This is a genomic window from Mycobacterium spongiae (genome assembly GCF_018278905.1).
Taxonomy (GTDB): Bacteria; Actinomycetota; Actinomycetes; order Mycobacteriales; family Mycobacteriaceae; genus Mycobacterium; species Mycobacterium spongiae.
Genome location: NZ_CP046600.1, coordinates 4590332 through 4608200, shown reverse-complemented (window position 1 = coordinate 4608200; position 17869 = coordinate 4590332). Strand labels below are relative to the sequence as shown.

At 64.2% G+C, this 17869-nt stretch carries 16 protein-coding genes; 8 read left to right on the top strand and 8 right to left on the bottom strand.

All coding sequences use genetic code 11. The annotated features are described in order from the left end of the window. Positions 1–93: 93 nt before the first annotated feature. From F6B93_RS18685 to F6B93_RS18675, 3 genes are all read left to right on the top strand, one after another. Positions 94–273, top strand: a complete 180-nt coding sequence (locus F6B93_RS18685) for an antitoxin (protein ID WP_211696415.1) — start codon at positions 94–96, stop codon at positions 271–273. A gap of 4 nt (positions 274–277) precedes the next feature. Further along, positions 278–715 (top strand): type II toxin-antitoxin system Rv0910 family toxin, encoded by a 438-nt coding sequence (locus F6B93_RS18680; RefSeq protein ID WP_211696414.1) that lies wholly within the window; start codon positions 278–280, stop codon positions 713–715. A gap of 137 nt (positions 716–852) precedes the next feature. Further along, the gene (locus F6B93_RS18675) at positions 853–1287 is read left to right on the top strand and encodes a hypothetical protein (protein WP_211696413.1); all 435 of its coding nucleotides are present in this window, start codon (positions 853–855) and stop codon (positions 1285–1287) included. A 39-nt stretch (positions 1288–1326) separates the two neighbouring features. Here F6B93_RS18675 and F6B93_RS18670 read toward each other — a convergent pair whose 3' ends face one another. The 4 genes from F6B93_RS18670 to F6B93_RS18655 all read right to left on the bottom strand — a co-directional run bounded on the left by F6B93_RS18670 (position 1327) and on the right by F6B93_RS18655 (position 5969). Further along, on the bottom strand, positions 1327–1809 hold the full coding sequence (locus F6B93_RS18670) for a VOC family protein (RefSeq protein ID WP_211696412.1): 483 nt from the start codon (positions 1807–1809) through the stop codon (positions 1327–1329). A gap of 54 nt (positions 1810–1863) precedes the next feature. Further along, positions 1864–3384 carry a carotenoid oxygenase family protein gene (locus tag F6B93_RS18665; protein WP_211696411.1) on the bottom strand — a complete coding sequence of 507 codons (1521 nt, stop codon included), beginning with the start codon at positions 3382–3384 and terminating at the stop codon, positions 1864–1866. A 5-nt stretch (positions 3385–3389) separates the two neighbouring features. After that, positions 3390–4628 (bottom strand): acetyl-CoA acetyltransferase, encoded by a 1239-nt coding sequence (locus tag F6B93_RS18660; protein ID WP_211696410.1) that lies wholly within the window; start codon positions 4626–4628, stop codon positions 3390–3392. Positions 4629–4718: 90 nt separating this feature from the next. Continuing rightward, positions 4719–5969 carry a PPE family protein gene (locus tag F6B93_RS18655; protein ID WP_211696409.1) on the bottom strand — a complete coding sequence of 417 codons (1251 nt, stop codon included), beginning with the start codon at positions 5967–5969 and terminating at the stop codon, positions 4719–4721. 595 nt (positions 5970–6564) lie between these two features. Here F6B93_RS18655 and F6B93_RS18645 point away from each other — a divergent pair. Then, positions 6565–8325: a BCCT family transporter gene (locus tag F6B93_RS18645; RefSeq protein ID WP_425518470.1), complete on the top strand. Its 1761-nt coding sequence runs from the start codon at positions 6565–6567 to the stop codon at positions 8323–8325. A gap of 52 nt (positions 8326–8377) precedes the next feature. On the opposite strand, the gene F6B93_RS18640 is transcribed toward F6B93_RS18645, so the two are convergent. Next, positions 8378–11068: a PE family protein gene (locus tag F6B93_RS18640; protein ID WP_211696407.1), complete on the bottom strand. Its 2691-nt coding sequence runs from the start codon at positions 11066–11068 to the stop codon at positions 8378–8380. Positions 11069–11542: 474 nt separating this feature from the next. Between F6B93_RS18640 and nrtS the strand changes: the two genes are divergently transcribed. The 3 genes from nrtS to F6B93_RS18625 all read left to right on the top strand — a co-directional run bounded on the left by nrtS (position 11543) and on the right by F6B93_RS18625 (position 13301). Next, positions 11543–11845, top strand: coding sequence for a nitrate/nitrite transporter NrtS (nrtS, locus tag F6B93_RS18635; protein WP_211696406.1), 303 nt, complete (start codon positions 11543–11545; stop codon positions 11843–11845). Positions 11846–11908: 63 nt separating this feature from the next. After that, a complete protein-coding gene (locus F6B93_RS18630; RefSeq protein ID WP_211696405.1) occupies positions 11909–12310 on the top strand; it encodes a VOC family protein in 402 nt (133 codons plus the stop codon). 67 nt (positions 12311–12377) lie between these two features. Further along, positions 12378–13301 carry an NmrA family NAD(P)-binding protein gene (locus tag F6B93_RS18625; RefSeq protein WP_211696404.1) on the top strand — a complete coding sequence of 308 codons (924 nt, stop codon included), beginning with the start codon at positions 12378–12380 and terminating at the stop codon, positions 13299–13301. 159 nt (positions 13302–13460) lie between these two features. Here F6B93_RS18625 and F6B93_RS18620 read toward each other — a convergent pair whose 3' ends face one another. The 3 genes from F6B93_RS18620 to F6B93_RS18610 form a co-directional block, all read right to left on the bottom strand. Beyond that, a complete protein-coding gene (locus F6B93_RS18620; RefSeq protein WP_211696403.1) occupies positions 13461–14105 on the bottom strand; it encodes an HAD-IA family hydrolase in 645 nt (214 codons plus the stop codon). 305 nt (positions 14106–14410) lie between these two features. Continuing rightward, complete coding sequence (locus F6B93_RS18615; protein WP_211696402.1) at positions 14411–14740, bottom strand: hypothetical protein; 330 nt, start codon at positions 14738–14740, stop codon at positions 14411–14413. 107 nt (positions 14741–14847) lie between these two features. Beyond that, complete coding sequence (locus tag F6B93_RS18610) at positions 14848–15480, bottom strand: GNAT family N-acetyltransferase (protein WP_246540856.1); 633 nt, start codon at positions 15478–15480, stop codon at positions 14848–14850. Between the two features lie 928 nt (positions 15481–16408). Between F6B93_RS18610 and F6B93_RS18605 the strand changes: the two genes are divergently transcribed. Beyond that, positions 16409–17836, top strand: a complete 1428-nt coding sequence (locus F6B93_RS18605; RefSeq protein ID WP_211696401.1) for an MFS transporter — start codon at positions 16409–16411, stop codon at positions 17834–17836. Positions 17837–17869 lie beyond the last annotated feature (33 nt).

The window sequence follows — 17869 nt, the reverse complement described above, 5'->3', positions numbered from 1 at the left end:
AGTCGGTTGGCTGAGCAAGGGCGCCCCAAGTAGGGTTCACCACCGAAGTAGGGTCCTCGCGCATATTGGGGACCGGGGGAGAGGATGGTGCGCATGGGATTCCTGGACAAAGCCAAAGACCTGTTGTCGCAGAACGCGGACAAGGTCGAGACGGCGATCGACAAGGCCGGCGAGTTCGTCGACGAGAGGACGCAGCGCAAATACTCCGACACCATCCACAAGGTGCAGGACGAGGCCAAGAAAGTTATCGACACGAACGACCAGCAGAAGTAAGCACATGGCAAAACTCTCCGGACAGATCGACGTACCCCTACTCCCGGAGGAGGCCTGGACGCATGCCTCCGATCTGTCGCGCTACCGAGAGTGGTTGACGATTCACCGCGTGTGGCGCAGCAAATTGCCGGAAACCCTGGAAAAGGGTGCGGTCGTCGAGTCGATCGTCGAAGTCAAGGGCATGCCCAACCGAATCAAATGGACCATCGTGCGCTACAAGCCGCCGGAAGGCATGACGCTCAATGGTGCCGGTGTCGGCGGTGTCAAAGTGAAGCTCATCGCCAAGGTTACGCCCAAGGACGACGGCGCCCTCGTGAGCTTCGACGTGCACCTCGGCGGTCCTGCGCTGTTCGGGCCGATCGGCTTGATTGTGGCTGCCGCCTTAAGAACCGACATCCAGGAATCACTACAGAACTTCGTTACCGTGTTCACACCAGCCTGAACCGGGTCTGGACCGGGCCTAACCTGCTTTGCCGCGACAGACCGTCAGTCGCGTTGGCACCACTATGACGGTGGCCAGCGCGACCGCTGCGCGTGCCGGGCGGCGAATCGGTTTCGCATCCGATTACTGTCGCAACCATGGCTCGCCCGTTGCGCCCCGGCTGGCTGGTGGCCCTATTCGCCGCAAGCGTCGCCGCTAGTACCTGGATGCCGTGGCTGACGACGGGGGTCAACGGCGGGGGCTGGGCCAATGCCATCGGGGGTGCTCACGGCAGCCTCACCCTTCCGCCAGGATTCGGCCCAGGCCAGCTTATCGTCCTGCTGTCGTCGACGCTGCTGGTGGCTGGCGCGATGGTAGGCCGCGGCCTTTCGGTGCGGGTTTCTTCGCTTGCTGCGCTGATTATTTCGCTACTGATCGTGGCGCTGACGGCGTGGTACTACCAGCTGAATGTCAATCCGCCGGTGTCGGCCGAGTACGGGCTGTACGTTGGCGCGACCAGTGCGGTGGGTGCGCTGGCATGCTCGCTGTGGGCGGTGGCAGCGGCTGCGATCGTTGGTAGGTCGCGTCGCTGAGCGCCATCGTCGACGTGACGGGGTGCCGTGACAGGATTCTCAGTCCGACGGAAACTCGTGTTTTCCTGAGGCGGAGCTGTTACCGGGTTCGTTGACCCCGAATACGAAGGGCGCGAACACTACTTCGCGGCCGTCCGGGTCGCGGTAGGTAACCGCGCCGGTCGCTTCCCAGTACGGATGCTGCTCCACCGGTTCCGCCGCCGCCTCTTGCAGCCGCGCGATGGCTTCGCGTTGTGACTGGCGGTCGGGGAAGTACAGACACAGTTGTTCGTGAGCGTCCACCGTGACGGTGTCGACTGCCTCCACGATTTCGAGGGTCAGATTAGAATTGGGCAACCCGAATATCGCGCCGTTGCTGCCGAAGCTTGCTTCAAATGTCTCGTAGAGCGGCAACCCGACCAGTTCACGGTAAAAACGCACTGTCTCTGTGAAATTGGACGAGCGGCGGCCAAACCGGATAGAGCCGATCGACGCTAGTTCCTTGGGCCAGTGCGTTTCTCTGCGCCGCTTGTTGTTGTCCACTGCCGCTCCGTTTCGCCGAGTCCGTATTCCCGCAGTGTTGCCGGCCGGCCAGCTCTACAGCCCCACCGCGTTCGGTGCCGACTCCGCGTGGTCCCAGCGACGCATCTCGGCGCCTGGAACCCACGTCGAATGTGTGCCGCTGGAAATGCGTTCCGGCAGTTGAAGTTTGCATACTGGACCGTCACCGACTCGGGCTGCGTCGAAAACCAGACAGTACGACGCGTCAGCGTTCATGTCGGTGGTAAGGGTGACCAGGTAGCCGTCATCTTCGGCGGTGCTGCCCAATCGCGGTGCCATCTGGGCCTCGCTTCCATAGACGCCGTCACCAAGTGAGTAGCGTTCAAGACCTCCGGTGAACAGATCGTGTTTGACCAGGCCGTCGAACAAGAACCAGCCCGGTTTGCCGGTCGCGGCGTAGATGTAGCGGTAGTCGCTGGTGGCGTAGTCGGCGTTGATGGTTCCGAACTCGGTGATCGACTCGGACAGTTGCTCTTCGGTCACGGTGCCGGTGACCAGGTTGAGTCGCCACCGATGTAGCCGGGTCTGCAGCCGATCCAGGGCCAGGAAGCGGAAGATCTTCTCCCACTTCGTGCTGTCGGTGCCCGTGTCGACGGGCTGGGGGCCGCCCTCGAAGAAGCCGTCCAGTACGATCTCGTCGCCGTCTTCGTAGGCGTTGGTGAAATGCAACACGTATGTTGGATCTGCTTCGAACCAACGGACATCCGCGGTTGCGCCCCGGCGGGGCAGCACTGCGAAGCGCGACGGCATGTCCGGATAAAAGCGCGGCAGGTGAGCATCGTGCTTGAGCAGCTTTGGATCCCAGAACAACGGAAAATCGTTGAGGATGGCGTAGTTTTCGGTGAACGCCATATCGTGCGGCAACCGCGGCCCTGGTAAAGGAACGTCGACGTAGTGTGCTAGCTCATTGTTCTGGTCGACGACCCCGTAACGCAGGTACGGGTCTTGTTTGCTGTAGTTGAAGAACAACAATTCGCCAGTCTTGTTGTCGACCTTGGGATGTGCTGACACACCCCAATCGGACGGGAAGTGCCCGTTCCACGTTTCCTTGCCCAGCGTGTTGGCTGAATACGGGTCAACCCGATACAGATCGCCGCACTGGTAGAAGCTGGTCAGCGCCACACCCCGATGGACGATGACATCGGTGCTGGACGCGTCCTTCATCAACCCGCGGGCGCCCCAGCCGTGCTCGCGTTTGGCCCACTGCACCGGCTCGGCCAAACCTGGCCACAGCGGTTCACCGGCTTCGTTCTCGGCCAGAAAGCCGTCGGTGCGGACAAATCGGTTGCGGTAGAAGGCTTTGCCGTCGCGGAAACCGACCACGTGCACCATGGCGTCACCGTCGAAAGGATGATAGATCGAGAACGCCGGGTGCAGCGGATTTTCGGTGTTGCGCAGATAGATGCCGTCCAGGTCGTGCGGTATCTCGCCGTCGAGCGCGGTCAGATCGTCGGCATCCCACTCCGTCGTTTGCGGTCGCCACGGACCGGTGCGGTAGGGGTGGTCGTCGTCGTCGGGCAGGGTCGACAGGAACTTGCCAACTATCTCAACATCCATCTCTGCTAGCAGCCTTTCGTGGCGCTGACAACGAAACTGACCGTGGTGGCGGTGCTGCCACCAAAGTTGAGGGTGCCAAACGTTTGTGCGCCGTCAACCTGATAATCGCCGGCGGCGCCGCTGACCTGCTTGGTCGCATCGAGCAGCATCCGCACACCGGAAGCGCCGACAGGGTGTCCGCCACCGATCAGGCCGCCGCTGGGGTTGATCGGCAGCCGTCCGCCGATCTCGATCTCACCGTTCTCGATGGCCTTCCACGATTCGCCGGGCCCGGTGAGCCCGATGTGGTCGATGGCCAGGTACTCGCTGGGGGTGAAGCAATCGTGTACTTCAAACCCGTCGAGGTCGTCGAGGGTCACGTGGGCGCGGCGCAACGCATCGAGTACCGCCGTCCGTACGTGGGGGAGCACGTGGGGGTCGGATTCACCGTGGGCCGCGCGGTCGAGTTTTTGCCGCAGACCGAGCCCGACGGTGCGATGCCCCCAGCCACGGATGCGGCCGATCGGGCGAACCGAAGGGTGATCGCGCAGATAGGCATCGTTGACCAAGATCAATCCCGCTCCGCCATCGGTCATTTGGCTGCAGTCGAACCGCCGCAGCCGGCCTTCGGTGATCGGGTTGGTCGCATCGTCATCGGTGATCGGATCGGGGACCGTCCAGCCACGAGTCTGCGCGTTGGGGTTGCGGCGCGCGTTGGCGAAATTGAGCTGGGCGATGGCCCGCAGATGGGTGTCGTCCAAACCGTACCGTCGGTCGTACTCCTCGGCGATCTCGGCGAACATCGACGGCCACAAGTAGCGCGCCTCGGCTCCTTCATGCCCGGTCCATGCGGCGGCGCCGAGATACGCGGCGCCGACGTCACCGGGCACCGTTTTCTCGAGCTCGAGCCCCACGACGAGCGCGGCGTCGTAGGTGTCCGATCGCAGGTCTGCCATCGCTGCCAGCGTGGCCACGCTGCCGGACGCGCACGCGGCTTCGTGCCGCGACGCTGGCATGTTCCACAGTTCGTCGTGGACCGTGGCGGGCATTGCCCCGAGGTGACCCTGGCTGGCGAACATCTCGCCGAAGGCGTTCGCCACGTGGATGACACCCGTCGCGGCGATGTCAGCGGCATCCACCTTGGCCGCCGTCAGCGTGCCGTCGACGACCTCGGCGGTCAGCGCCGCGAAGTCGCGGTTCTCTTTGCTGAGGTTGCGCGCGAAATCGCTTTGGTAGCCGCCGAGAATCCAGACATCGCGGTCCATAGCCGTACGCTACTACAGCCGAGGGAGTGACCCGGCGAGTAATTTCGCGGCCCGGGTGCATCACGGCGATGCGGCGAAAACAAGCGTGGTTTACGACGGAGGGGTTGCGGGCGGCGGCGGCTCCCGGATCACAACGACCGGGGGTTTGCGGCCATCCTGTTTGTCGTCGGTGGTGTCGTCGCTCCGGTTGCTACTACTGCCCGACGTCCCGCGGGCGGCCATACTCGCCAGCGCCATCCCGCTCAGCAGGCCCATCGGCATACCGTTGAGGGCACCTGGATCAACGGTGGGGCTGGCGCTGGCGCTGGGCAGCGCTTGGACGGCGAGCTGGATCTCCGGGGCGGCGGTGGTCCAGCTGTGCGGCACCGATAGCGCACCGATACCGGACGCGTGGCCGGCGCCCGCGGACACGGACACGGCGCCGCCTCGGGCGCCTAGGCCGGCCGCGGGCTCATCTGCCGGCGAATCGGCTACTCCGCTGGGCGCCGGCGCGGCGGGGCCGCTGCCGAAGAAGCCACCACCTCTGGCCGTATTCACCACCCCGAGGGCGAGATTGCCGGACGCGATGCTAGCGATGAACAGACCGATCGCGTCCAACTCGGGGTTCGGGATCAACTCAGCAACGTTTGCGAGTTGTGGGTTGAGGTTCGCAAGAATCCCGGAGAGCGCGGACGTGAGTGGGTCGGTGGCAGCGGCGGGTACCGCGGACACAGCGTCGCCGAGGGCCTGCGGGGCCAGCGCTTGCCCTGCATTCGCGGCAGCGCTCGCGGCGGCGGCTTTGGCGACCGCTGCGGCCTGATTTGCTACGCCGCCGGGTTCGGAGGTGCGCGCTGGTGGGATGAATGCCGTCAATGCCGACGCGGCAGCCGACTCCGCTTCATAGCCATACATCGCGGCCGCGTCCTGTGCCCACATCTCGGCGTACTCGGCTTGGGTGGCCGCAATGGCCGCGCTGTTTTGCCCCAGAAGGTTCGTGGCGACCAACGACATCAACCGGGCGCGGTTGGCCGCGATGACTGGCGGCGGCACCATCATCGCGAACGCTGTCTCATATGCCGCGGCGGCAATCCTGGCCTGGGTGGCCGTCTCCTTCACGTGCGCAGCGGTGGTGGCCAGCCACCCCACATAGGGTGTGGCGGCGGCTGCCATCGCTCCGGAGGCCGCGCCGATCCACGGCTCATTGATGAGTGTCGACACCACCGATCCATACGAAACTGCCGCGGAACTCATCTCGGCGGCCACGCCCTCCCAAGCGGCCGCGGCAGCGAGCAACGACTCCGGCCCCGGGCCGGAATACATCAGGCCCGAGGTAACCTCCGGAGGCAGGAGCCCGAAATCCACTGTCGGCAGTCTCCTTAGCTGGTCGCGACCTTATCGGCCGCCTAGGTTTCCCCACATGACTCGGCACTGGCCGGCACGATGGTCACGAACCAGTCATCGACCAACGCGGCCCGCATTCTCACCGCAGTACCTATCCTCTGCAAATCCCCGACCGCCATCGTCAACACTTCCGGACAGACGGTCGTATGAGACATCCCAGCACCACCTTACGCCCGTCGGGTCAAGGCTCGAGCCGATATCGGCTACATGCTACGGAAATGGCTGTTTCATAACGGAATTAGATGTCTTCGCAACGCGAGATCGGGACGGCGCCGGGTGACCACAGAACGCTTCTCCGACTTCCGGTCTGGGTTGTGGCCGGTTGGATTCCGTGACGGGCGGTATGGAGAGTTTCGCCACGGTATCGATTCGCATTTCGTACCGTGTATCGGTAGTGGCGGGCCGGCCCGCCCAGGCGTTTCTTCGGACGACATGCCCTCTGACCTGGCGGTTGGCGGGTTGTCGGGCACCGGCCCAGAGCACGCAGTACCCGCTCATGTTAGACAGAAACAACGACGCGGTGCCTCCGAACGAGCCGCGGTGAGAAGGAAGTGTGATGGCGTTGCCTGAAATTCGCGAGAAGGACCACGGCGGTGCCAACGCCCTTGTCCGGGCCTCGCGCAGTGTTAAGCCGGCGGTGTTCGTTCCCGCATCACTGGTGATCATCGGGATGATCATCGTTTCTGTTGTGTACTCGCATACCGCTGAGAATGCGTTCGTCCGGTTGAACGCCGCGATCACGAGCGGTGTTGGCTGGTGGTACATCCTGGTCGCCACGGGGTTTGTGGTATTCGCGCTGTACTGCGGTTTTTCGCAGGTTGGCACCATTAGGCTCGGCCGCGACGATGAGCAGCCCGAGTTCGGTTTCTGGCCCTGGCTGGCAATGTTGTTCAGTGCGGGTATGGGTATCGGTTTGGTCTTCTACAGTGTGGCCGAGCCGTTGAGTCACTATGTGCATCCACCGATGTCGCGAGGTGTGCCCGCGCTCACTGACGCAGCGGCCAAACAGGCGCTGGCGTTGACGATGTTTCACTGGGGTTTGCACGCCTGGGCGATCTACGTGGTCGTCGGTCTCGGGATGGCGTACATGACCTATCGTCGGGGCCGCCCCCTTTCGGTGCGGTGGTTGTTGGAGCCAGTCCTCGGTAGGCGCCGCGTGGAAGGTGTGTTCGGGTATGCTGTCGACGTAATCGCTGCCGTCGGAACACTTTTCGGTGTCGCCACCTCGCTGGGCTTCGGCATTACCCAGATCGCTTCCGGCTTGGAATATCTCGGCTGGATCCAGGTGAACAACTGGTGGATGGTCGGCATGATCGCTGCCATCACCGCCTGCGCTACTGCCTCGGTAGTCAGTGGAGTCAGCCGGGGGCTGAAGTGGTTATCGAATATCAACATGGTGCTCGCGGGGGTGTTGGCGCTCTTCGTGTTGTCGATCGGGCCGACCCTGTTCTTGCTCCAGTCGTGGGTGCAGAACTTGGGAGGCTACGTCCAATCGCTACCGGAGCTCATGTTGCGCACCGCGCCGTTCTCCGACGACGGCTGGCTCGGCGACTGGACGATCTTCTACTGGGGTTGGTGGATCAGTTGGGCTCCGTTTGTCGGGATGTTTATCGCACGGATTTCCCGTGGGCGGACGATCCGTGAGTTCATCGGTGCTGTACTGCTGGTTCCCACCTTGATCGCCTCGCTCTGGTTCACATTCTTCGGTGACTCGGCGGTGTTGCGGCAGCGCAATCACGGCGACATGCTCACCGACGGTGCGGTGGACGCCAATACTTCGCTGTTCCAGCTACTCGACGATCTGCCGATACCGGTAGTCACCAGTCTTCTCGCGGTCGTGGTGATCGTGTTCTTCTTCGTCACGTCGTCGGACTCCGGGTCGCTGGTCATCGATATCTTGTCAACGGGCGGTGACCTAGACCCGCCGAAGCTCACCCGGGTGTATTGGGCGGTCCTGCAGGGGGTGGCGGCCGCGGTCCTGCTGCTGGTTGGCGGGGCCGGTTCGCTGCTTGCCTTGCGGACCGCCGCCATTGCCACCGCCCTGCCGTTCTCGATCGTCATGGTGGTGGCGTGCTATGCCATGACAAGGGCATTCCACTTCGATCTGGCCACCACACCTCGGCTCCTGCACGTCACAGTGCCCGACGGGATTAGCGCCGGAGGCCGACAACGGCACGATATGTCGGCGACCCTGGCGGGGCTCATTGCGGTCCGCGATGTCGACAGCGGTGCGTATGAGGTGCACCCTGACACCGGCGCTCTCACGGTCAATACTCCGCCAGATCCCTTGGGAGAACATGTTTTTGACACCAACTAGCGCGAATTTGCGGCACTAGAGGCCAAGGCAATCCGTTCGCCCGGGCCAGCGGCTACGCTCCGTTGGATCCGTTTTGACCGAACAACGTTCCGCCGGTGCCGCCGGTGCCGCCAGGCCCACCGTTGTCGCCGCGACCGCCGTCACCGCCATTGCCGATCAACTGGGCGTTGCCACCATTGCCGCCGGCAGCGCCGAGGGCGAGGGTGCTGACGCCGGCCGCACCGCCATCCCCGCCGTTGCCGATGAGGGCGGCGGTGCCGCCGTCGCCGCCGGTTCCGCCGGCGTCATCTTGGGATGATCCGCCGGATCCGCCGGCGCCGCCGGTGCCGAACAGTTGCGCGCCGGTGCCGCCGTGACCGCCGTTGCTGCCGGCAACCCCAAGGCCGGCGGCGCCGGTGCCGCCGGCTCCGCCGTTGCCGATCAGCCCGACCGCGTTGCCGCCGTTACCACCGAGCCCGGGACTGCCGTCGGCCCGAACGGCGTTGCCGCCGTCACCACCGTTGCCGATCAGGGTCCCGCCGGTGCCCCCGGCTCCACCGTTGCTCACGTCACCAGCCCAGCCGCCATCACCGCCGTTGCCGAACAGCCCGATCGCGTTTCCGCCGTTGCCGGCCGTGGTCATGAAGTTGCCGGCACCGCCGTTGCCGCCGTTGCCGGCCAGCAGGCCGCCATTGCCGCCGTTGCCGGTGAGTCCACCGCCAGGTATGTTGTTGCCTTGGAAGCCGCCGTTGCCGCCGTTGCCGATCAGCCGAGCATCACCACCGGAGCCAGAGTTGGCGCCGCCGCCCAGCCAGCTGAGGCCACCGTTGCCTCCGTGGCCGTACAACAACCCGCCGACCCCGCCTTGCGCACCGCTACCGCCGACGAAGGCATCGCTGACTCCGCCGGCTCCGCCGTCGCCGCCGTTGCCGAACCACCCGATGGCGACTCCGCCGGCCCCACCTGAGCCTCCGGCACCGCCACTGCCGAACCCGCCGATTCCGCCGGCGCCGCCGTTGCCGAAGAGCCACCCGCCGGACCCGCCGGCCCCGCCGGCCAAGCCGACGGCAGCAGGCCCTCCGGTCCCCCCGTTGCCGCCATTTCCGATTAACCCCGCGGCGCCGCCAGCCCCGCCAGCCTGGCCAGCCAGACCATTCCCGCCGTTGCCGCCGTCGCCGTACAGCAGCCCGCCGGGCCCGCCGGCTTGTCCCGGAGCGCCATCGGCGCCGTCACCGATCAACGGGCGACCGAGCAACGCCTCGAACGGCGCATTCACCACGTCCAGCGGATCCCCGGATAGCGTGCCGCCCTGCCCGTTAGCCCCGTTGGGTCCTCCGGAGTTGCCTAGCCCGCCGATTCCGCCGTCGCCGATCAACTGGGCGTCGCCGCCATTACCGCCGGCGCCCGGGTCACCGAGCAAGCTGGCGCCGGCCGCGCCGCCGTTTCCGCCGTTGCCGATCAGCGCCGCCCGGCCACCGATCCCGCCGGTGCCGCCGTTGTTAGGGTTGGAACCGCCGGATCCGCCCGCCCCACCGTTGCCGAATAGTTGGCCGCCGTTGCCACCGTTGCCGCCGGTTCCGCCAACGACGGCGCCGGGCGCACCGGCCCCGCCGGCTCCGCCGCTGCCGATCAGCCCGAGCGCGTTGCCACCATTGCCCCCGGCACCGTCATTTCGCACCGCATCGCCACCGGAGCCGCCATTGCCAATCAGCGTCCCGCCCGCTCCACCGGACCCACCGTCGGTATTGTCGCCACCCCAGCCGCCGTCACCGCCATGGCCGAACAGCCCCGCATTGCCGCCGTTGCCGGCCGTAGTCGCAATACCGCCGGCGCCGCCGTCACCGCCGTGACCGAATAGCCACCCGCCGTTGCCACCGTCACCGGCGACCCCACCGCCGCCTCCGGTATTGCCTTGATAGCCACCATTGCCACCGTTGCCAATCAGCCGAGCATCGCCGCCGGCCCCAGCGTCACCGCCGCCCTCCCAGGTGAGACCACCATTGCCGCCGTTGCCGTAGACCAAACCACCGACCCCGCCGGCCCCACCGGCTCCGTCAGCCGTAGGCCCTGTCCCGCCAGCCCCGCCGTCGCCGCCGTGGCCAAACAGCCCGACTGCGGCGCCGCCCGCGCCGCCGGTGCCGCCGGTCCCTCCGACACCACTGCCGAGTCCGCCGGATCCCCCGTTGCCGCCGTTGCCGAACAACCACCCACCGGCCCCACCAGCGCCACCCGCGAAGCCGGTGGCGCCGGGACCGCCGATGCCCCCATTGCCTCCATTGCCGATTAACCCCGCAGCCCCGCCGGCCCCACCGGCCTGACCGGGCAACCCGTTGCCACCATTGCCGCCGTTGCCGTACAACAAACCGCCCGGCCCACCGGCCTGCCCCGGCGCACCAGGTGCACCGTCACCGATCAGCGGGCGCCCCAACAGCGCCTGCGTGGGTGCGTTCACGAACTCCAGGGCAGCTGCCATCGGTGACGCATTCGCCGCCTCAGCAAACGCATACGATGCCGTGCTTGCGCTCATGGTCTGTACAAACTGTTCATGAAATAACGCAGCGTGTGCACTGACCGTCCGATACGCCTGACCGTGGGCGTCAAACAACGCGGCAACAGCCACCGAGACCTCATCCGCACCGGCCGCTAATACTGCCGTCGTGGGGACCGCGGCCGTCGCATTTGCCGCGCCAATCGAGGATCCGATAGTGGCTAAATCGGCTGCGGCCGCCGCAACTAAGTCGGTTGCCGCTACTACAAATGCCATCACATTCTCCTCGCATCACTTCTCGCTGTCGGCGACCCGCTGCTGGCGGACCGCCGTACGGTCCGCGTATCGAACATAGCGATGGGCGGCCGTCGTGTACATCAGTTTGGATCAAGTGGCCCAACTAAATTGGTCGCTTTCCGAGAAATTGGCACGTGGTGGCGCCTTGCGGGTGTGGCGTCGCGTGATCGGTCTTGCGGTACGAGCTCAAATCTGGTAAATGTTCTTTCCAGATATCGGGAGACACCACCCAGACGGTTGCTCGGTGGCGTGATGCAGCTATTCCCTTTGGGGTTAGTTGTGAACGCGGTGACTGCTGCGGTGCGGATTATGCTCGTGGGTGTTGGGCATTGTGTCAATGGCGTCAGAACCGCCGTAATTCCGCTGTTGTTCATCGGATACCTGCAATTGGGTGCGATACTGGAAATCCTGACGTGTACAGCACGGTGCACCTGTCTTTGATCACGCTGGAGGATGAACGTGCAGCCTGGCGATCCGGGATGGAGCAAACCGATCGAAGCGGTCCGATTGTTCCTCCGCGGCCACACGTTGCGCACCGCAGTGCCAACGGCGGCGGTTGTCGGAACCGTGCTGTGCGCGGTGAATCAAGGTGCGATCCTCATCGGCGGCCAGGTCACCGCGGGCACGTGGGTGCGCATATCGATCAACTACTTGGTGCCGTTCATCGTGGCCAGCATCGGCTATCTGGGCGCACACCACCGTCCGCGCCGCCGCCCCCACGGCAGCGACCCGGCGTCCGGAACCTCAGGACACTGATTCTGGCTGGTTAGTTGATCCGAGCCCATGGCCAATGTCACCGCTGGCCGTCACACTGGGGGCATGACTGTTCCGAATCCGGCGGTGTGGCTGACGCTGCAGGCGATAGACGCTCCGAAGTTGATCGACTACTACGTCGAAACGTTCGGATTTGTCGTGGCGGCTCGCTACGGGGATGGCGACATCGTCGACCACGCGCAACTGAATTGGCCTGACGGAGTCGGCGGCATCATGCTGGGCAGCCACAAACCCGGTGCGGACTGGTGTCGCCAGCCTGGAACAGCGGGCGGGTACGTGGTCACGAGCGACGTGGATGCCCTCTACCAGCGGGTGCTGAACGGCAACGCGGACATCATCCGGCCTCTGGCCGAAACCGCTTATGGCTCAAGAGAATTCGCTGTCCGTGATCCGGAGGGCAACCTGTGGGCCTTTGGCAGCTACACCGGAGAACCGTTGCCGGCCTGACCGTGTCGGCGACGAGCCGGGGATTCGCCGACGGGGATGCTTGCGTCGAGAGCAGGAGACGGATGTCGTGGATGGGCTGAGCGTGCTGATCGCCGGCGCCACTGGCTTTGTCGGTAGCGAGTTGGTCCGTTATCTGGGGCAGACGCGCCGGGACGTCCGGATTCGCGCTTTGACGCGCTACCCCGAGTCCGAAGCGGCGCGGCGGGTTGCCGCGCCTGCGACCGTCACGCTGGTCAAGGGGGACTTCGCTGACCGATCCTCCCTCGAAGCTGCCGCGGCGGGTGTGGATCGTGCCTACTTCGCCTGTAACAACGTTGCGGATCAACGCCGCTACGAGTGCGATTTCATCGACGTCTGCCGCGAGATGCGCGTGGGTCGCCTAGTCAAGCTCTCGATGCTGCCCTGGTTCTGTCGGCCGGATGTCCGAGGACACGGCGCGACGCACTACCACATCGCCCGTCATCTGCACGCGTCTGGAATGCCGAATGTGGTTGTCCAAGCGGGATACTTCTTCCAGAGTCTTTTCTACTTCGCGCGGCCGATTCGGGAGGAGGGCATCCTTCCGCAGCTTCTTGGCGACGCAAAGCCGACATTCGTAGACACACGTGATGTGGCCCAGTACGCGGCAGCGCTTCTGACCTGTAGTGACGATATGTTCGCCGCGTTCGATGGGCGTGACGTCGTTGTTGTCGGCGCAGAAGATCTTGGCGGGGAAGATATCGCGGCGGCGTTTGGTCGCGCGGGCATTGACGTTCGCTACGAGAGGGTGGCTCCGCAGGAGTTTCGGACCGGACTCGTTTGCGATGGTGTTCGCGAAGACGTGGCGGCCAACATCACTGCGATCCACACCTACTTGTACGAAGGCTCCGCCGACGTATCGAACCAGGCGACGACTTCGGAATTGGCCAACCTGCCGGACGTACCCGCTCAACCCCGTCGCTTCGCCGACTTTGTGGCCGAGGCGGCGGCTGCGTTCAGCCGGGACCAGTAGTGTGAGGTGATGTCACCAGGGCTCCGCGACCGGGCCTTGAATTCCGTTTTCTCTTAACCGCTCATCCCGTAGCGGCGTCGGGGACAGCACCGGGGTGGTCCTTGCAGGTGCGGTCCGGTTGGAGCAGGCCCAGGGTGGATTCCGGGAGGTAACGCGGGTCTAGGCGATCCGCAGGGCGATGTAGTCGTCGATGGGTGTCACGTTGACACTGGACAAGTCGGTGACGACCACGTCGGCGTCGGCCACTTCGGTTGCTTGATGGGTGGTCGTGACGGCCAGAACCCGCGCTCCTGCAGCACGGCCGGCGCTGATGCCCGCGGGAGCGTCCTCGATGACCAGACATTGCTGTGCCTCAACGCCCAGGGCTGCGGCTGCTTTGAGGTAGCCTTCCGGGCTTGGCTTGCCGGTCACCACGTCTTCTGCGCTGATCATCAACTCTGGAGCAGGAAGCTGTGCCGCTGCCAATCGAGCAGTCATCAACGATCGCCCTCCGGAGGTCACTGCGGCCCATTGTCCGCGCGGCAGACCATCGAGGAACCTGCGTGTCCCGGGCAGTGCCACAACACCATCGAGGTCACCTAGCTCCAAGGCGAGTTCGCGGGCCACCGCCGCAGCTTGCTGCTGTGGTGCGATGAATTGCGCGGCGACGTCGGCGCTCCGTCGACCGTGACAGATCCTCAGCACCTCTTCGGCATCGACGCCATATTCGCTGGCCCAGGTACGCCAGGACCGTTCCACCGCGGCAGCCGAGTCGATCAAGGTGCCGTCGATGTCAACCAGGACCGCCTTGCAGCACAACATCATCGACAACACAGTAGAGGTGGGGCAGTCGCACCCGTAGGTGTGTCGCTAACGATTGTCTGTGAGATACCTGGGGCCGGCAGGTGCTTCGGGAGGGCGGTCGAGTCGAACAGACACCTCCACGCAGCCTACGGCGCACTCACCCAACTTAATTCGTCCTGCAATGAACCACGACCCCACAAAGCCAAGCCGCATAGTGACTGGACCACCAACCGGGTCCCCCTCACCACTGTATTCCTGTCTGAGATGCAGCACCGCGAGACTTTCAACGAGGTCGAGCTTGGCGTGCTGCTTGGTGCCGCTGCGCTCTACGACTGCTGAGATACGGCGAACTCGCCATTCGCCGAGTTGCACTGAAAGATAATTGGAAAGACGACCGGTGAACTGCGTTCGCACGTGAATTCGGCGATGTCTTGCCGCTTCTCGCCTGAGAGGTCGTACGCCTCAGCGATATAGCCGGCGTCGGTACAACTGATGTTGCCGAAGATCTGGATCTGGTAACCGTCCTGCGGCGGGCACTGCCTACCCTCGGGCGCTGCGTGGGCCGGTGCGATTATGGTGGCACCGTGGCCAGTCGCAACGATGCCACCGAGAAAGAACAACAATGTCGCGGACAATAGTGTCGCATTGAAGCGCATGGACTGACGCTAGCACCGGCTTTGCCCGACCGCACCTAATGCACCAGGGGTCCGCGCTTCAGTACGCCGTTTTTCGTCCGGTCGTCGAGCTGCGCCATCACGCATCGCTACGTGATCTCTTCTGGCGGAGCGGTTTCCTCGTCGAGACCTTGTAAATCGAGTTGCATCCAAGCGACGTCGTGCCACGCGTTCATTTTCCATCCGACGCGCCGGTAGAGGCCAGCGTGCTCGAAACCGAAGGCCCGGTGAAACGCGTTGCTCGCCTCATTGGGCTGCGTGATTCCGGCGAATGCACGACGGTAGCCCCGTTCGGTGAGCCGGCCCAGCAGTTCCCCGTACAGGATGCTTCCGCCCCCACTACGGCGACGATCTGCCGCCATATACACGCTGGTCTCAACAGACCACCGATACGCAGCGCGCGGGTTGAGTTCATGCGCATAGGCGTATCCCACTATCACGCCAGAGACGTCGAGCACCAGCCATTCGTGGGCCTGGCGAGCGGCGACTATCCGGGCCGCCATTTCCTGCTCTCCCGGAACTTCGGTTTCGAACGTGATCACGCTGTCGCGAACATAAGGAGCGTAGATAGCAGCACACGCCGATGCATCCTGCAACCGCGCCGGACGCGCTTGGCTGCTCGAAGTGAGGTCGCCCGCGGAAACCATGCCCCATTTTTTCACGAGGCCTCGGGATGGGCTTGCTTCACTCGTGAGAGCGCTCGACGTGCCGCCGGCGGCCAACTGGTACAAGAATCACCGGCGCGAGGAGTGGATCAATACCGAAGCTGGCGAACCGCGGTGTCGTCAACACGCGGTGGCCTAGCTGCCGTATCCGGGTCCGTGACGTCATCAGCCCAAGAATGTATCTGCCCCGGAACAAGTTTCTGGGCAACCCATAAAGCTTGCTGTCTAGATGAAGCCCGACGTTGGCGGTCAGTTTTTATCAGGACTTCGTTCGATAGGTCAAGCGCATTGGGTGTAGTAGCGCAGTAGCGCGGTGGTGGGTCGCCGCTGGTAGTACATGGCTGCGGCGTAGGTTCCGTCGAAACCTGAGAAAGCTACGAGGGTGGGTCTACATCCACGGCCAATCGAGTATCGCCGATTGAACGTGCGCGTGCTAGAGAGATCGACCAGTCGTTCGCTGCTGCGGGGTGTTCCCCGTAAATGGGTCCAGCTTGTTTGAGACACTCAACGCCGAAATGAAGACATCTCCGTTTGCCGACGCCGCCAAGGCGCGGGAATGGATCGTTGCGGACTAGAACCGACTTGACGGATCGTCGCGACTATTTTCTGGCTGATCTTCTGTTCAGCAATGCATTTCGTCCGCAGTCCCCGGAGTGGCGGATCCGCGAAGCGGGTTTTCAACGCTGGTCGGCGGAAGTTCGCGATGTTTGCCGTACTTATGAGCAGACCAATACCACTCCCAGCTAACGCTGGCCGTTCTCTCAGGTAACGGTTATGTAAAGTTGCGATACCGTGTCGCAAGCGCTGCGAAGGCAACTTTCCCTTGTGGTGGGCAAGCACTGGGTCGGACGGTTCCACAGCAGCGCGGTCGCCTGATCGCGATTTCCGCTAGTGCGCTAGCGATTTGGACGCAAAGTAGCGTTCGCCCACTTCATCATCAGAGTTTGACTCGAGTGCATGAGTCTTGAACAGACCGGGAGACATAGTGCAGATTTCGGCTGCTGATGCTCCGCCGTTGGCGGGCAAGCGCGCGAGCACCATTGCGGTGGCGTTGATTGCTGCCTTCATGGCGTATCTGGACGCGACGATCCTGATCGTTGCATTTCCTAGTGTTTCCATGAGCTTTCCTCACACGCCTTTGTCGAGGCTGTCATGGGTGCTGGATGCGTACTACATCGTGTTCGCCGCGTTGTTGGTGCCTGCGGGCCGGTTCGCGGATCTGTATGGGCGCCGTCGGATTTTCGCCGTTGGGGTCGCTTTGTTCGTTGCCTCGTCGGCGGCGTGCGCGGCGGCGGGCTCGGTCGGGGTCTTGATCACCGCCAGGGTGTTTCAGGCCGCAGGCGCAGCGGGGCTGAACGCGGCTTCGCTTGCGCTGCTGTTGCCCCACTTTGGGCGGAGTTCACGCGCGACGGCGGTGTCCCTGTGGGGTGGGGCTGCAGCGTTGGCCGCAACGGTAGGCCCGGTGTTCGGCGGGTTGCTGGTGCACCACGCGAACTGGCGGTGGATCTTCCTGGTCAACGTGCCCATTGGGCTGGCTGTGCTGCTGATGTTGCGGGGTGTGGGCGAGGCCAAGAACCGTGACGCGGGGATTTTGATCGATGTCCCGACCATGATCGGGGTGTCGGCAGGTATCGCGGCATTGACTACCGGAGTCATCGAGGGCGGCAACTGGGGGTGGACGGATCTGCGAACCCTGCTGTGCCTGTTGGTCGGTGGGGTTGCTCTGCTGTTCGCGGCCGACTGGACGATCCGGCGCCGCGATGGCATCAGCGAGCATGCGGTGGCCGGAATCGACCGCAAGCCGCTGTTGTTGTCCAACGTCGGGACGCTGCTGTTCGGGTTCTCGTTTTATGGCTTGATGCTGGCGCTGGTCTTGTTCGTCACGGTGCACTGGCACTACACCAGCCTGCAGGCCGGGCTGGTGTTGACCCCGGCCGCCCTGACGACTGCGCTAGTGGCCTTACCGGCGGGCAAGGTGGCCGATCGCGTGGGCCACCGAGTGCCGATACTTCCGGGGGGCGTGCTGTTTTTCCTAGGCACCTTGTGGTTGGCCGCCCATGTCGACAGCACCTCGGGATTTTTCGCCAACCTCTTGCCCGCAGTCTTGTTGACCGGCGCGGGCATCGGCATGGTCGGTCCGACCCTCGCCGGCGCGTCGGTGGAGTCCATGCCGGACAAATACTTCGGCACCGCCAACTCGCTCAACTCGGCCTCGCGGCAATTCGGCGCAGCGCTGGGCACCGCCACCGTCATCGCCATCGTGAGCCAAGGCCACAGCCTCAGTTCCACTCACTTCCACGCGATCTGGCTCATCCTGGGCATCGTGGCCCTGCTGAGCATGCCGTTCGCGATTTCCTTGACAAGGTCCACTGACGCTGTGCCCGAGAACAATCAGATGCACTCGGCACAGTAATTACCAACGGCTAGACGGACCAATTGATTTCAG

Bases quoted from the DNA above. Each gene is read 5' to 3' on its own strand.
- F6B93_RS18685 (WP_211696415.1), top strand. From the start codon at position 94: ATGGGATTCCTGGACAAAGCCAAAGACCTGTTGTCGCAGAACGCGGAC.
- F6B93_RS18680 (WP_211696414.1), top strand. From the start codon at position 278: ATGGCAAAACTCTCCGGACAGATCGACGTACCCCTACTCCCGGAGGAG.
- F6B93_RS18675 (WP_211696413.1), top strand. From the start codon at position 853: ATGGCTCGCCCGTTGCGCCCCGGCTGGCTGGTGGCCCTATTCGCCGCA.
- F6B93_RS18665 (WP_211696411.1), bottom strand. From the start codon at position 3,384: ATGGATGTTGAGATAGTTGGCAAGTTCCTGTCGACCCTGCCCGACGAC.
- F6B93_RS18660 (WP_211696410.1), bottom strand. From the start codon at position 4,628: ATGGACCGCGATGTCTGGATTCTCGGCGGCTACCAAAGCGATTTCGCG.
- F6B93_RS18645 (WP_425518470.1), top strand. From the start codon at position 6,565: ATGGCGTTGCCTGAAATTCGCGAGAAGGACCACGGCGGTGCCAACGCC.
- F6B93_RS18640 (WP_211696407.1), bottom strand. From the start codon at position 11,068: ATGGCATTTGTAGTAGCGGCAACCGACTTAGTTGCGGCGGCCGCAGCC.
- nrtS (WP_211696406.1), top strand. From the start codon at position 11,543: ATGAACGTGCAGCCTGGCGATCCGGGATGGAGCAAACCGATCGAAGCG.
- F6B93_RS18630 (WP_211696405.1), top strand. From the start codon at position 11,909: ATGACTGTTCCGAATCCGGCGGTGTGGCTGACGCTGCAGGCGATAGAC.
- F6B93_RS18620 (WP_211696403.1), bottom strand. From the start codon at position 14,105: ATGATGTTGTGCTGCAAGGCGGTCCTGGTTGACATCGACGGCACCTTG.
- F6B93_RS18615 (WP_211696402.1), bottom strand. From the start codon at position 14,740: ATGCGCTTCAATGCGACACTATTGTCCGCGACATTGTTGTTCTTTCTC.